Annotated in this window: 15 protein-coding genes and 1 pseudogene; 2 read left to right on the plus strand and 14 right to left on the minus strand. The window is 64.4% G+C overall.

What is annotated here, in order from left to right; genetic code table 11:
* Positions 1-801: 801 nt before the first annotated feature.
* Together ITP53_RS20805 and ITP53_RS20810 are read left to right on the plus strand one after the other, a co-directional pair.
* Positions 802-1,848: an IS630 family transposase gene (locus tag ITP53_RS20805; RefSeq protein WP_207756209.1), complete on the plus strand. Its 1,047-nt coding sequence runs from the start codon at positions 802-804 to the stop codon at positions 1,846-1,848.
* A gap of 98 nt (positions 1,849-1,946) precedes the next feature.
* Positions 1,947-2,534, plus strand: coding sequence for a GNAT family N-acetyltransferase (locus tag ITP53_RS20810; protein WP_207756210.1), 588 nt, complete (start codon positions 1,947-1,949; stop codon positions 2,532-2,534).
* 36 nt (positions 2,535-2,570) lie between these two features.
* Here the strand turns inward: ITP53_RS20810 and ITP53_RS59330 are convergent, their stop codons facing one another.
* The 14 genes and pseudogenes from ITP53_RS59330 to ITP53_RS20875 form a co-directional block, all read right to left on the minus strand.
* Positions 2,571-3,197, minus strand: coding sequence for a thiolase family protein (locus tag ITP53_RS59330; protein WP_268961089.1), 627 nt, complete (start codon positions 3,195-3,197; stop codon positions 2,571-2,573).
* Positions 3,115-3,411 (minus strand): thiolase family protein, encoded by a 297-nt coding sequence (locus tag ITP53_RS61710; protein WP_328815218.1) that lies wholly within the window; start codon positions 3,409-3,411, stop codon positions 3,115-3,117. The genes ITP53_RS59330 and ITP53_RS61710 overlap by 83 nt, the downstream gene beginning before the upstream one ends.
* Positions 3,412-3,450: 39 nt before the next feature.
* A complete protein-coding gene (locus ITP53_RS20825; RefSeq protein ID WP_195897086.1) occupies positions 3,451-4,089 on the minus strand; it encodes a sigma-70 family RNA polymerase sigma factor in 639 nt (212 codons plus the stop codon).
* 718 nt (positions 4,090-4,807) lie between these two features.
* Positions 4,808-5,389: a peptide-methionine (S)-S-oxide reductase MsrA gene (gene msrA, locus ITP53_RS20830; protein ID WP_268961091.1), complete on the minus strand. Its 582-nt coding sequence runs from the start codon at positions 5,387-5,389 to the stop codon at positions 4,808-4,810.
* 38 nt (positions 5,390-5,427) lie between these two features.
* Entirely contained in the window at positions 5,428-5,910 is a 483-nt protein-coding gene (gene msrB / locus ITP53_RS20835) for a peptide-methionine (R)-S-oxide reductase MsrB (RefSeq protein WP_195897088.1), read from the minus strand.
* A 103-nt stretch (positions 5,911-6,013) separates the two neighbouring features.
* Positions 6,014-6,781 (minus strand): SDR family NAD(P)-dependent oxidoreductase, encoded by a 768-nt coding sequence (locus ITP53_RS20840; protein WP_195897089.1) that lies wholly within the window; start codon positions 6,779-6,781, stop codon positions 6,014-6,016.
* A 204-nt stretch (positions 6,782-6,985) separates the two neighbouring features.
* Positions 6,986-7,252 carry a hypothetical protein gene (locus ITP53_RS20845; RefSeq protein ID WP_195897090.1) on the minus strand — a complete coding sequence of 89 codons (267 nt, stop codon included), beginning with the start codon at positions 7,250-7,252 and terminating at the stop codon, positions 6,986-6,988.
* Between the two features lie 300 nt (positions 7,253-7,552).
* Positions 7,553-7,888 (minus strand): thioredoxin, encoded by a 336-nt coding sequence (trxA, locus tag ITP53_RS20850; protein WP_195897091.1) that lies wholly within the window; start codon positions 7,886-7,888, stop codon positions 7,553-7,555.
* A gap of 221 nt (positions 7,889-8,109) precedes the next feature.
* A pseudogene (locus ITP53_RS61155) lies at positions 8,110-8,914 on the minus strand (family 1 encapsulin nanocompartment shell protein).
* A complete protein-coding gene (locus tag ITP53_RS20860) occupies positions 8,911-9,894 on the minus strand; it encodes a Dyp-type peroxidase (RefSeq protein WP_268961092.1) in 984 nt (327 codons plus the stop codon). The pseudogene ITP53_RS61155 and the gene ITP53_RS20860 overlap by 4 nt, the downstream one beginning before the upstream one ends.
* A 160-nt stretch (positions 9,895-10,054) precedes the next feature.
* A complete protein-coding gene (locus ITP53_RS20865; protein ID WP_195897092.1) occupies positions 10,055-10,360 on the minus strand; it encodes a DUF427 domain-containing protein in 306 nt (101 codons plus the stop codon).
* 286 nt (positions 10,361-10,646) lie between these two features.
* A complete protein-coding gene (locus ITP53_RS61160; RefSeq protein WP_407941272.1) occupies positions 10,647-10,967 on the minus strand; it encodes a DUF6510 family protein in 321 nt (106 codons plus the stop codon).
* Positions 10,964-11,785, minus strand: a complete 822-nt coding sequence (locus tag ITP53_RS20870) for an FAD-binding oxidoreductase (RefSeq protein ID WP_195897093.1) — start codon at positions 11,783-11,785, stop codon at positions 10,964-10,966. The genes ITP53_RS61160 and ITP53_RS20870 overlap by 4 nt, the downstream gene beginning before the upstream one ends.
* Positions 11,778-12,473, minus strand: coding sequence for a sulfite oxidase-like oxidoreductase (locus ITP53_RS20875; RefSeq protein ID WP_195897094.1), 696 nt, complete (start codon positions 12,471-12,473; stop codon positions 11,778-11,780). The genes ITP53_RS20870 and ITP53_RS20875 overlap by 8 nt, the downstream gene beginning before the upstream one ends.
* Between the last annotated feature and the right edge of the window lie 1,160 nt (positions 12,474-13,633).

Genomic DNA, 13,633 nt, shown 5'->3' on the forward strand with positions numbered 1-13,633 from the left:
AATAGGACGAATAAGTCCAAATTAGGGCATCGCGGCACCGTTCGGCAAGCTTGTGCGCTTGGCCCTGACTGTCCCGAGCCTGCGGCCTGCTTCGATCATGGCGAGGCCAGAGCGGGTGTTCGATGGCCTGGCCTGCTAGTGCACACGACCATCCGCAATCCTCCAGCAGTGCTTCTGGGCACTCAGGCATGGACTCTAGCGTCCGATTTGCGGGGTGTTACAGTGAGCTGTTCTCCGTAACCGTTCGTCGCCCTACGTAGTGCTTGGTTGCCCCGGTATGCCACGGCCCGTGATGGACATGCGTAAAGCCTAGAGATCAACTTCAAACCAGAGGCTTCACGTGCAACAGAAGTCAGGGCTGGATCCGATTCGTGACCGGCTGGTCTTGATAACTGGTATTGCTAGCGGGGCCTGTGCATGTGCTGGCGCGGGCGAGCTTGACTCCGTGATGCCCGGCCTGAGTTCACGTTCACCCTCGATCAACTCATGGCGCGGGTTGGGCCCATCTGCAACTCCCTGGTGGATTGATGATCAGCGTCGGCGACGAGACCTCAGCTGGCCGATCTTGCGGGGCGTTCGACACCACGTGTGTGGTGCCACCGCTCATCGGTCTCGACCTCTCTTCCGACGTAGTGCTCCACCGCTCTGGGCCTTGCTGTCGGCTGGCCCAGGTCATGTGTGCCACTGACTCTCCTTCGATTAGTGCCCGGGAGGCCACATCTCTTTCGTCTGCTGTCTCTGGCTCGCTGTGACATCACCCAGTGCGGGCCTAGCATCGTACGGCGCGGCAGCGGGTCGGTAGTGACCTGGCGGCGAGCGCAGATGGTGCTGCTGTCGGCCCAGGGCATGACCACCACGCAGATCGCCAAAGTAGCCTTCACCAGCGAAGACCGGGTCCGTGATGTGATCCACAACTTCAACGCCGATGGATTCGACTCGCTCTACCCCAAGTACAAGGGCGGCCGGAAGCCGACGTTCACGCTCCCGCAGCGCGTGGAGATCAAGAAGATCGCCAAGTCTCGTCCTGCCGAGCACGGGTTGCCGTTCTCCCGGTGGAGCCTTGCCAAGCTGGCCGATTTTCTGGTCGCCGAGGGGGTGGTCGAGGACATCAGCCATGAGGGCCTGCGCGAGCTTCTCCGTGCGGAAAATGTCTCCTTTCAAGCCATAAAGACCTGGAAGGGCTCTCGCGATCCGGACTACCAGGTCAAGAAGGCCCGCATCGAGCACCTGTACGCGATCACTGACGGCGAGGTCGTCCCCGAGCCCGGCGAACCCACCGTGATCTTCTGCATGGACGAGTTCGGGCCGCTCAACCTGCAGCCCCGCCCCGGCCGCCAGTGGACCGACGTCGGCGGCAAGGGCAAGGACCCCGAGCGTGAACCTCGGCCCAGGATGCGCGCCACCTACACCCGCACCCAAGGGGTACGGCACCTGTTCACCGCGTTAGACCTGGGCAAGGACAAGATGTACGGGCACGTCAAGAAGCGCAAGCGACGCGGAGAGTTCCTGGAGTTCTGCCGCTACCTGCGCAGCCTCTACCCGCCCGAGGTCCGCATCGCCATCGTCTGTGACAACTTCAGCCCGCACCTGACCACCAAGAAGGACAAGCGGGTCGGCGAGTGGGCAGAGGCGAACAACGTCGAGATCGCCTACACGCCCACCAACTCCTCGTGGTTGAACCGCATCGAGGCGCAGTTCACCGCGTTGCGCGAGTTCACCCTCAACGGCACCGACCATGCCGGCCACCGCGAGCAGGGCAGCATGATCCGCCGCTACATCGCCTGGCGAAACCGCAACACCGACAACCCTCGCCTACGACGCATCGTGAAGAGGGCAAACGTGGCCTGACACGGCACTAGATGGACGACTTCGTCCAATACGACGTAGTGTTGAGCAACCGCTAAGCGCCCCGTCGGGCGTGTCGCGTCCCCCATCGAGGAGCAGCGTTGACTCACGAGGTCACTATCGTCGGTTCGACCATCAGCACACCGCGGTTGCGGCTGCGTCCGTGGCATCAAGATGACGCAGCCGAGGCGCTCGACATCTACGGCAGCTCGGAGGTCTCTCAATGGCTGGCCCCGGCAATGGATCACGTCAACGACCTCGACCAGATGCGTGCGGTGATCACCGGATGGATCGGCGCACCTCTGGGATCCGGAGGGCGCCCGAGTGGCCGGTGGGTGATCGAAGAGACCGAGAGCGGGCGTGTCGCCGGCTCGGGGCAGATCCTTCCGCTGCCGCCGGAGGGCGAGGACCTGGAGCTGGGCTACCAGCTCGCTCCATGGGCGTGGGGTCGGGGGTTGGCGGCCGAGGCGGGTCACGCTCTGGCCCACTATGCCTTCAGCAAGGGCGAGGAAGAGGTCTTCGCCGTTGTACGGCCCAAGAACGATCGCGGTACACACGCCGCCCGTCGCATCGGGATGGAGTGGGTCGGAGAAACGGAGAAGTACTACGATCTGCGTCTTCAGGTCTTTCGGCTCCGCAAGGGTGACTTGGACACCTCCGCGCTCCAGCCAGGCCCCGTCGAACGCTGATCCCGGTTCACGCCTGGTCGTTCTCGGGCAAGATGGCTACACCCTGCTCCCGAGCCCGCGCACACACCCGAGAACGCCGTAGCGAGCGTTTCGCTCCCGCATCGAGATGGCGAGGGTGAGCAGGTAGCGTGTGCCCGAGGCCCCGAACGGATGGCCCACGGCCACGGCGTCCCCGTTGAGGTCGAGCCGGTCGTCGGGAATTTCGAAGCCCTTGAACTGCGTCGATGGTTCGCGCAGTACCCCCAGTGCCTGGGCTGCGAACGCTTCGTGGACCTCCCACACGCCGATCTCGACGGGAGCGATACCTGCAGCCGTGATGACCTTGGGCATCGCCCACGCCGGCGCGATGCCCATCAGGCCAGGCTCCAGCGCATGTACCGACGATCCTGGCCAACGGCGCAACCCTAGCTCCGCAACTGTGGCATCGCTGGCGATGACTACGGCGCTCGATCCATCGGACAACGGTGTCGAGTTGCCCGCGGTCATCTGCGTCGTGCCGGGCTGGGCGGGTAGCTTGGCCAACGATTCAAGCGTGGTGTCATCTCGGATCGTCTCGTCATGCTCGAAGATCCGCTGAGCACTACGCCGGGGGTGGTGTGGCGGGAATGGTGATGGACACGATCTCCTTCGCCAGGCGTCCGGTGCCACGAGCCTCCGCGGCATGGTGGTGCGAGCGCAACGCGAACGCGTCGATCTCCTCGCGGGTGAGGCCGTATCTGTCAGCGACGTTCTGGGCTGTCTCGCTCATGGAGATGTAGGCGTTCTGCCGAAGAAGCTCAGGGTGGGCCGGGCCTCCAGCCCCTGACCAGAGGATGTCGAGTATGCACTGTGTGGCCCACGCGGAGCGAATGGCGCATCGGACTTCATGAACGCCCACCCGGAGTGCGACATCGACTCGACCCGAAAACGGGCGAACTCAGGCCGACCGAACTGCAGGTGCCTCGGCCAGGTAGCCATCGGCCACCAGCGCGACGCGGAGCTTCTTCCGGGCGTCGAAGAGCACCTTGTACAGGGCGTTGTGGGTCGAGCCCAGCTCGTCAGCCAGAACATCCATCGGCATGCCGTTGAGGACCGTCGCGGCGAACACAAGCCGCTGGCGATCGGACAGGTTCTCTTCCACCGCAGATGAGACGGCGGCCGCGAACTCCCGGACTTGCGCCTCGTCCTCGGGGCCGACCTCGAACCGCGAAGCGATCTTGGACCAATCCTCTTGTTCGTAGGGAACCTCGTGGCGACGCCAAAAGTGGCGGTTCATCTTGGTGGCCACGTTGAAGATCGCAAACTTGCTCGCCCACGTGGTGAACCGTGCCTCACCTCGAAATTTGTCCAAACGCTCGGTGATGGCCATCAGCGCGTCCGCGGCGGCCTGGTGGGCGATGTCCTCGAGTTCTGGGCCGTCCAGCTTGAGGAGGGGGGCGCGTCGACGTGCCTCAGAATTCGCGACGCGGAGCAGCAAGGGATACAACTCGGCGCATGTCGTCTCTCTCTGTGGGCCTGCAGCGGCGAGATCCCGCACCCACCGGCGGTTCTCTCGATCGATCTCTGCGTCGTCCACTGCAACCTCTTTCGCCAGAGCAGCACAGCCATGTACGCGCTGGTCAGGTCACTCCCGACACCACGCCTAAGTCACTTTATACTGGACGATTAAGTCCACACAAATGACCCACATAGGAGCTCACCAGAAGGTACTTGGACTGTATCGACCAACATGTGGACTCGAAGCGCTCCGCCTGCGCGTCTTGGCCACAGCGCCAACAGAGACTCGAGTTACCGGCTTGCCGGCGCGGCGTCCGGGTCTGGAACCCGCCTCTCGTGGGTCCTCACCATCGTGCTACGGCGGGCCCGGCTGAGAAGAGGCTGGGCCTGTGAGCGCCGATAGCAGGCCCTCCAAGTCTTGGGCGCATGGACCGCAGGCCAGAAAGTGCGCATGAACGCCCCGGAACCGCTCACGCGGGTCGTTGCCCGCAGCAAGCAGCTCCGCGTAGAGGTCCAGCATCTCCATGGCTTCGTCGCAGCCGGCGTCGCGCGGATCGGTCCGGAGAAAGGCGTCTAGTCGAGCCCAGTGATCACTCCGCTGATCGCCGGATGCGTTCTGCGCTTTGTTATCCACGCGTCCACCTCGGTTGATTCATGCCTTGGATGCCTGCCAGAGTGTCCAGCCAACGAGAAGCACTTCCCATCTTCTTGGAGTCGCGCGGTCTGCTCCTGGCCTGGCCGTTTCGGTGTTGTCGATTGCAGTGATCTCGGGGTGAGGCATCGAAGGCAGGTGATCATCAGTAGCCGCACCAGCTGGTTACCCAACGGCTTCTGTCCGGGAACACCAGCTGGAATGTCTGCCTCAACAGTGCCCAGAGGGATGCAGATCTCCTCAAAGGGCAATTCGTTCCATCAGCTGGCGTGTTCTTCGTGGGGCAGCTGCCACTGAGGTCGACGTAGTGGCAGGTGTAGCCGTTGGGATGCTTGATCAAGTAGTCCTGGTGCTCAGGCTCTGCCTCCCGGAACGTCCCGGCAGGGATCACCTCCGTAACGATCTTGCCGGGCCACAGACCGCTGGTCTCGACGTCTTTGATCGTGGCGTTGGCGATATCGCGCTGTTGCTCGTTCTGGTAGAAGATCGTCCCGACGTCATTGCCCTGCCTGTTCAGGGTCGTCGGGTCGTGGACCTGGAAGAAGAACTCCAGCAGTTCGCGGTAGGTGATCTGCAGCGGGTCGTAGACGATCTCGACTGCTTCGGCATGGCCGGGATGGTGCCGATAGGCGGGGTACTCGTTCTCGCCGCCGGTTACCCGGGTCGACACCACCCCGTCCTTCTTGCGCAGCAGGTCCTGCATGCCCCAGAAGCAACCGCCGGCCAGGACCGCAGTCTCGGGTTGTTAGTTCACCCCGCACGTGGTCATGCGACACCTCCCCCGGATGCCGCCGGGCCGGGAGCCGCGTCGAACAGGTGCGCGTACTGGCCATAGCCTTCGGTCTCGAGGTCCTCGGCGGCGATGAATCGCAGCGAGGCAGAGTTGATGCAGTAGCGCATGCCACCCGCATCGGCTGGGCCGTCCGGGAAGAGATGGCCGAGGTGGCTGTCGCCGTGTGCCGAGCGAACCTCTGCCCGGACCATCCCATGGCTGGTGTCGCTGCGCTCTACGATGTTGCCCGGCTCGAGCGGGATGGTGAAACTGGGCCAGCCCGTGTGACTATCGAACTTGTGGACCGACGCGAATAGCGGTTCGCCTGAGACCACATCGACGTAGATGCCCGGCTCCTTTGAGTTCCAGAACTCGTTTTCGAAGGGCGGCTCGGTGACGTCGTCCTGGGTGACCGCCCGCTGTCGTGGCGTCAGTCGCTCGACTGCCTCGGGCGTGCGCTCATATGTCTGTGCCATCGTTCTAGCTCCTCGCTGCGAGATTTGCCTTCTCGTGTTGTTCGCCAAGGAATCCGTGCTGCTCTGTGCTCGGACCTCGCGTGGCCGGGGATCTCTTTGAGGCCTAATTCCGGCCCGCCATGACGCCGCCGTCGACGTTGAGGATCGTGCCGGTGACCCAGCTGGCATCGTCGGAGAGCAGGTAAGTCACCGCAGAGGCAATGTCCTTGGGCGTTCCCACACGGCCGAGCGGGTGGAAGCCGTTGAAGCTGTCGAGCGTGGCCTCGAACTGGTCCTTGGGTACGAACGCCTCGTACAAGGGGGTCGCGACAACGGCAGGCGCCACGGCGTTGACGCGGATCTTGTGCTCCGCGAGCTCCATGGCCAGGTTGTGGGTGAGCGCATGGAGGGCCGCCTTGCCCATCGAGTAACCGGTCGCGGGGGTTGCGGCGATGGCTTGGTGGGCCCACATCGAGCCGATGTTGACGATGGCGCCTCCGCCGGCACTGATCATGCCTCGGGTGACGGTCTGGGTGAGGAAGAAGGCTGACCTGGCGAGCTCGAGGTAGGCGTCGTAGTCGGCGCCCTCGTAGTCGAGGAAGGCCTTGGGGATGAAGAAGCCGGCTGAGTTCACCAGGAGGGTGGCATCAGCGTGCTCGGCCGCCAGCGTGTCCTGGACCCGCCTGACGTCGTCACGGTTGGCAAGATCGGCAGTGATGCCCCATGCCTCCCCGCTCTTGGACAAGGTGTTGACGGTGTCGTCCACGCGGGCCTGATCGCGGCCGATGATGACGGCCGAGCCGCCGGCCGCGATGACGTCTTCAGCACTCTGCCGTCCCATGCCGCTGCTGCCGCCGACGGCGATCAGTTTGCGGCCTTCGAAAGCACCCATGCTTCTTCACTCCTTTGCGATGCGGCTCGTGCCGCAGTTGGCTTCTGAACTAGAGATCCTGCTGGTATGTCTTGGTGAGTGACAGGCTCGCGACAGTTCTTACGTGCCAGGTCGTCGGAGGTCTAGAGGCCAGCCGGCATCTCGCTACGCGACGCGCGGATGACCGGAGACGACCCGGGGAAGAAGCCGGATAGGCCATTACGATCAGGCGGGCCCGTGCCCGACGGGACTGCGGAAGGCCGACCACACGGCCGTCGAGAACGACAACGTCCAGACGATCGCGCCGGTGACCGGGGCGACCCGAAGGAGCCACTCCGGCCTCGTGAGGCCGCCGCAGTCCGCGACCAGAACAGGCACGGCGCGGCGCCATGCAGCGCCGATGCCGTCAGCCGCGCCCCGGCAGCCCTGCATCGGCCGGCCCCTCACCTGAGCCGGACGCGCGTCCTGGTCGATCAGGTGCCAAGGCGCCATCGGGTAAGGATCCCGGCGCCCTCTCTGTCAGACTCTCGTGAGACCTGGAGACGAAGTAATCTACTGTGACTCAAGCAGGGCCGCCGTACGACGAGCAGTACGGATGCTACCTGCCCCATGTTGAGCGCCCCACCTCGGGCTACGCGCGTGCGCTGACTCCACCCTCGACACCAGCGGTGCTCCAGCGAGGTTATCCCGTCCAGATCGATGCCTCGGCGACCGCTCAACCATGACCGCCTCCGCTGACGGGGTCGTGCATCACTGTGGAGGAGTGCACACCCTGTGACGCTTATGGTGCGTCTAGGAGCCGCTGATGTAGTCGGCGAGCTGACGCTCGAGCTCGTCCTTTGGGTGGGCACCGACGATTGTCTTCGCCAGGCTGCCATTGTGGAACACGGCGATGGTTGGGATGGCCATGACGTTGTATCGTGCGGCGGTCTTGGGGTTCTCGTCGACGTTGAGCTTGGCGACAGTGAGTTTGTCCGCATGCTCTGCGGCGATCTCGTCGAGGATCGGCGAGACCATCCGACACGGGCCGCACCACACAGCCCAGAAGTCGACGACGACAGGGGAATCTGCCGCCAACACCGACGTCTCGAACGAGTCATCGGTCACCGTGATCGGCTGCGTTTCCATCTTGCTCTACCTCCGTTTGGCCTTGGAAATCTGCGGTGCGCAGAACCTCTACCCCGGTCGGGTCTCACCGAGACGACACCTGCCGTTCGAGCGTGCCACCGGGATCCGCGTCACACACCTAGTTGGTGACTGCGGGCTTGGACGGTCTTTCGACCTGCGGCGTTTTTGTTGGCTGGGCCACAGACGCATCGCATCTGCCGCCAAGGTCACGCACGCCAGGGTCACGCCTTGTCGCTGGTCAACGCGATGCCTGTCTCAGCCGTGTGCGGGATGAAGGTCAGCGACTCTTCGAGGTAGAGCTGGATCTGCGCGGCGTCGTGGGAGAGGTAACCGACCGACAGGTCCTGTCCCAGGTGCAACGTGTATTCCCCGCCCCGCATCGAGAGCAGGATGGCCCCGTCGAGCGCTGGGGCCCACAGGATCTCGCCTCGACGAGCCGAGTCAGGTGGTCGCGGATGGGGTGACCGTGGTCGGTCTCCTCTGAGACTGTGGTGTAGAGGTCTGCTGAGAGAAGGAGAGCGTAGGGGCCGCCCACGCCGGCGAGCCTGAGTGCGCTCATGGCTCGGGCGACCGAGTCCGGGAGCTCCTTCGGGTCAGAGGAAAGGGTCAACGGCCGATGCGAGCTGACGGCTGTGATACCTGAGATCCCGCCATCGGGGAAACCATGGAAAATAGTGCGATCCTCCGCCTCAGCGGCCTTCTGAGCTGCATCCTTCACCGGCTGCCAGTCGGAGTCTTTGGCGCCCCGATCGACATCGTCGACCGCGGCCCTCGTGACGGTGAACGGGATGCGGAACTCGACCATCAGCTGCGCATGGCGTTGGTGGGCAGTGACACCCTCGACTGGTTCGTCCAGTCGACGAACGTGGCCCGTTCCGACAGCGGAGAGCTCAGCTCCGGCGGGTCCGTCGACGTCGACGACCCGGCGCCCGCAACCCATTGGGTGAAGGTGCGTCGCGCCTCTTCCTCGATCTGCACCCACGCGGCGTCTGAGATCGGGGCGAGCTCTCGATGCAGGTTGTTCACGATTTGCTACTCCTATTCAGGCTGCCGATCCCGAGGGAGTCCGTCCTGATCACAGCGAGGGGCTTTCCTGTCGGGGCTTCGGCTATCGGAGCACGGGTCGGTGGCGGCGCGGTTGTTGGGTGGCCGGTTGGTTCTTCGTCCGTGATCGCGGCCGGAGGGGTCGGACTTGGCCGCGCGAGGAAGTCAGCTGGTGGCGCGAAGAAGAGGCAGCCGGTCACAGCAGTGGAGAAGTCGAGGATGCGGTCCGTGTTCCCGGTGGGCTCGCCCACGAACATCCGATGCAACATGCGCTCGATGACGCCAGGATCAGCGGTGTATCCGATGAAGTAGGTGCCGAACTCGCCAGCGGCTGCGGTTCCAAAGGGCATGTTGTCTCGAACGATCTGTCGGGCTGTGCCGTCGGGATCGATGATCGTCGTGGCTGCGACATGAGAGTTCGACGCCTTGGCGGCGTCGGGCAGCTCGACGTCCGAGAGCTTCTCCCGACCGACGATCTGCTCCTGCTCGGCAACCGAAAGGCGCTCCCATGCTTCAAGGTCGTGGAGGTATTTCTGGACAATCACGTAGCTCCCGCCCGCGTACGCCGGATCCTCTGCACCGACCAGCGCGACCGCTGACGCCTCCCGGTCCGATCGGGGGCTCTCGGTTCCGTCGACGAAGCCCAGCAAGTCACGCTCATCCCAGTAGCGGAAGCCGTGCACCTCGTCGACAGGCTGAACGAGCCCATTGAGCGAGCGCAGGAGCTGGTGGCATAGCTCGAAGCAGAGGTCGAGGCAGAGGTCGAGGCGAGTGGCTCGGATGTGGAAGAGCAGGTCACCAGGGGTCGAGACCGCGGTGTGTTCGGCACCGGATATCGGGACGAAGGCGCGGAGGTGAGCCGGCCGGGGTGCGTCGTACATGCGATCCCACAAACCGGCTCCGATGGCGGCGACACAGGTCAACTGGGCTTCGGGAACGCGGAAGCTGATCGCTCGAGTCAGGCCGCGACGTTCGCGAGGGACTCACGCACTTGTTCTTCACGGCCACGGCTGACCACCACGGTCAAGAAGATCGCGGCCTTCGCAGCGGCGCGAGGATCTCCTGGGCGAGATCTTGGAGGTTCGACTGTCGCATCTGTTGTTGGATGATCGGCTTGATTGGTCAGCTCTCGATCCGGATCTGGCGCACATCGAAAGCGACATAGCCACTGAAGTCGCGGCCGACACGGGCCGCCGCCGACTCCTTGATGTCCGGATAGGACCAAGCCCCGTCCCTGAGCACGGTTCCGCCGACCACGACGTCGTGATACTGCGCCCTCCCCTTCCAGGGACAGGTATAGGGAGTCGGGCTGTTGCGGAGCACACCGGCCACAACTGAGTCCGGCGGGAAGTAGACATTCCCCTCTATACCGACTACCGCCTCGTTCGCGGCCTCGGCCACGACGGTCTCCCTAACCACTGCCTTCATCCGTTTCCCCTCATCGATCCTTTGCCTGGCCACATTCGCCCTCGTGACTGGCCGAGTGAGCCCCAGGAACACCCAGTCCGCCCCGTCGATGGCCTCTCCAAGTCGAGACCACCGGTTGAGGCGACGGGCCGTAGCCGGACGCTCGAGTTGGTGCAGTCAGAGCCCGCTTGCGCGTTCAGCTAGACGTTGGTGTCGGGAAGGGCTCTCCTTCTTACCCGTGTCTTGAGAACGCGCAGCCGGACGGATGAGGCGTGAGCTCATCGCGTTGGCCAGCCGGCGGTCGCGGTTAGGCGGGACCTGGGGTGGGCGGAAACAACCACGAGCTGGAGCCCGAGATGTTGAGCCACGTGCCCTGTGGTGTCCGGGCCACTCGGGCGACCATCGCCTCACACTCGCGACAGCGCAGCACAGTTCCCGGTCCGCCCAGGTAGGCCTGCAGCTGTCCGAATGCTTGTGTGGCGCCACAGCTACCGCAGCGGACAGTGACGGTGGTCGGGTCGCTTGCGAGGATCCCGGCAAACTCGCCGGCAGCGGCGTTACCGTCCAAGACCGCGCCTGACTCGGGGCCGTCTTCGTGGACGGCCGGGGTCGAGAGATCCGAGGTCATCGATCAACTCCTGTTGGTCCGAATCGTTCCGTGCGTATGCGATCGTCAGGGTAACCCGTCTCGCGGAGCAGGCCTGTGGCGTGGTCAACGAAGCCAGAGGGGCCGCACACGTAGACTCGGGCCGCCAGAGGCTCCGGCCACGCGGACGAAGGTTGGATGTCCTCGACCGCGAGGTGTGAGGCGGGACGGGGGTGCCCGTCGGGGACCTTGCGCGTGTAGACGAGGCGCACTTCGGCGGACCCCGGCGCGGACAGATCGGCCGACATCTCTTCCAGTTCAGGCCCGTACATGAGGTCGCGAGGGCCGCGAAGCGAATACACGAGCATCGTCGGCGTCGAGTCCCCCTCTCGCTTCCGGGCTCGCAGCATGGTGACCAGCGGCACCACCCCTGATCCGCCGGCGATCAGGAGTACTGGGCCGTCCCCGATGGATGGGTCCCCCGGCTCCCAGACGAACCATCCACCGATGGGCCCGCGCACGTCGAGCTCGTCACCGATCTTCATGATCTCCGCCAGGTACGGCGAGACCTCGCCGTGGGGTAGGAGGTCGACGGTGACCGCGACGCGGTTGGGTGTGGCAGGCTCAGCCAACGAGTAGCTCCGTTGGGCCGAGTAGCCGTCCGCGGCTGTGAGACGTACGTCTACGTGCTGACCGGGCAGATGTCCGGTCCAGCCGGGGACGCGTAGAGCAAGTGTCCGGGAATGCCAGGACTGCGAGTGCAGACCGATGAGCGTTGCCTTGCGCCAGTGATTCCCTGCCGGCGGAGTGGCTTCTACGGAGCTGTCGGCCGGGCCCTCGGTCGTGTTTGTGTCAGTCACCGGCGTGCCGCTCCTCGCGCCACGGGTTCCCGTAGTTGTGATAGCCGAAGCTTTCCCAGAAGCCCGGCTCGTCGAAGCGCTGCATCGTGATGCCGTTCACCCACTTCGCGGACTTCCAGAAGTAGAGATGCGGCACGAGTAGCCTGGCCGGACCACCGTGCTCAACGTGAAGCGGCTCTCCCTCGTACTCGTACACGATCCAGGCCTTGCCCCCAACCAGGTCCTCCAACGGGAGGTTCGTGGTGTAGCCCCCGTACGAATGCACCATCGCGTATTCGTCGTAGGTCTCGATGTCCTCGAAGAAGGTGTCGAGCGCGACGCCCCGCCACTGGGTCCCGAGTTTCGTCCACCGGGTCACGCAGTGGATATCGACGTTGATCTCCTCTGAGGGCAAGGCCATCATCTCGTCCCAATTCCACCGCCTTGGCTTGCCGCTCTCAGGCGTGATTGTGAAGCTCCATTTCTCCGTCGAGATCAGCTGCGTTGGCCCAGCCGTCAGCACGGGGAATCCGTGGGTCAGATGCTGGCCGGGCGGCAGATCGACGGCACGCGGATCGTGATGACCGAAGAAGCCACGCGAGATTGTCACCCTGTGCTCTCTTCCAGACCCGACGGTCTTTAGTGGTGGGTGTCTCACGGTCGGGTCGATGGCGGCAGCGACCGTACTATGGACGATTTCGTCCAACATAGGGTCCCGCTGTAACCGGTGTCAACGCGCACGCGCGCGCACCGCGCTCTCTAGGAGCTACTGAACATCATCCCGCGCGGCGCGGTAGGCCTTGTGGTTGGGCCGGTCGTTGGCCTTCGGGTTCGGCGCATGCCCTCGAGCCCACTGCGACGCTGGCACCGGAGCCGACGGTCGCCCTTCTTCCTGTCCTTGGCGATGGCACCACGATGCTGGCTGCCCTCCATCTCCTCGACGTTAGGATCTTGTCGTCGATGTCGGTGATGTCGGTGATGTCGCGGATGAACGTCACCGCGTAGCCGCGGTCGCGCAGCGAGCGCTGCAGGAACGTCGAAGTTGACCCCCGAGCGGACGTGAGGCTCCGACTGCACGGTCAGGCCACAGATGTTTCTCTCGCCCCGATCAACTATGAGAGAGGCCGTTGCGAGCGTGTTGGATTGCAGAACTCGGACTATATAGACCAGAATCCGGCGAGGTGGCCGAGAGAAACGGGCCGTCGATCAACGCCCTGGCCGGCCCTGTCGTGGTGCGACCAGGCGAACCGAGACGGTGGCCTCCATTGGCTGATGGCAGATGTTCCGACGTGCTGCGATTCGGCGGCGACCCCGGACTGGCACCTGAACACCTTCAGGATTCATTGGCCGCCCATCTGGCTAACTGCCCGGACTGCGCGTCATATGTCTCACAGATCGCCACGACCCGCGAGTTCCTTGGACGGCACGCTGGTCCCGGCGACGTCCAGAACGACCTGGCCGACGACGTGATGCCGGTGGCAGGAGAGTCCCTGGCGACGGGCGCCGAGGCCTTGCGAAGTGCGGACTCACTCGAAGACCTCAACAGCGATGCCGATGAGCCCGCGCTCTTCTACCCAGATCTCTACCCAGGCGAAGACAGGATCGACGGGTGGGTCGATAGCCCGGAACAGTGGCGCGGCGGCGCACAGCCTGGGCCCGGAGGAAGTCGACGAGACCCGAGAGGTATACGACCTGCTCGACAAGGCACTCGGCGAACCGCCCGAGCCACTCGGCGAGCTTGTCGCGCTCGTCGATCTACAGGGCTACGCGCTGGCCGGCTCAGCGCAAGCACTCGGACTCGACGAGCGATCGGCAACAGCCGCCTTGGCACGCGCGCCCGGAACCACGTCCGTGGCCGTCTCGACGAGT

The organism is Nonomuraea cypriaca (genome assembly GCF_015645445.1).
Lineage (GTDB): Bacteria > Actinomycetota > Actinomycetes > Streptosporangiales > Streptosporangiaceae > Nonomuraea > Nonomuraea cypriaca.

What these genes read in the sequence shown, in the direction of transcription:
- ITP53_RS59330 (WP_268961089.1), bottom strand. Translation starts at nt 3,197, where the DNA reads ATGCCGCGGAGGCTCGTGGCACCGGACGCCTGGCGAAGGAGATCGTGT.
- msrB (WP_195897088.1), bottom strand. Translation starts at nt 5,910, where the DNA reads ATGGCACAGACATATGAGCGCACGCCCGAGGCAGTCGAGCGACTGACG.
- ITP53_RS20840 (WP_195897089.1), bottom strand. Translation starts at nt 6,781, where the DNA reads ATGGGTGCTTTCGAAGGCCGCAAACTGATCGCCGTCGGCGGCAGCAGC.
- ITP53_RS20845 (WP_195897090.1), bottom strand. Translation starts at nt 7,252, where the DNA reads ATGGCGCCTTGGCACCTGATCGACCAGGACGCGCGTCCGGCTCAGGTG.
- trxA (WP_195897091.1), bottom strand. Translation starts at nt 7,888, where the DNA reads ATGGAAACGCAGCCGATCACGGTGACCGATGACTCGTTCGAGACGTCG.
- ITP53_RS20865 (WP_195897092.1), bottom strand. Translation starts at nt 10,360, where the DNA reads ATGAAGGCAGTGGTTAGGGAGACCGTCGTGGCCGAGGCCGCGAACGAG.
- ITP53_RS61160 (WP_407941272.1), bottom strand. Translation starts at nt 10,967, where the DNA reads ATGACCTCGGATCTCTCGACCCCGGCCGTCCACGAAGACGGCCCCGAG.
- ITP53_RS20875 (WP_195897094.1), bottom strand. Translation starts at nt 12,473, where the DNA reads ATGTTGGACGAAATCGTCCATAGTACGGTCGCTGCCGCCATCGACCCG.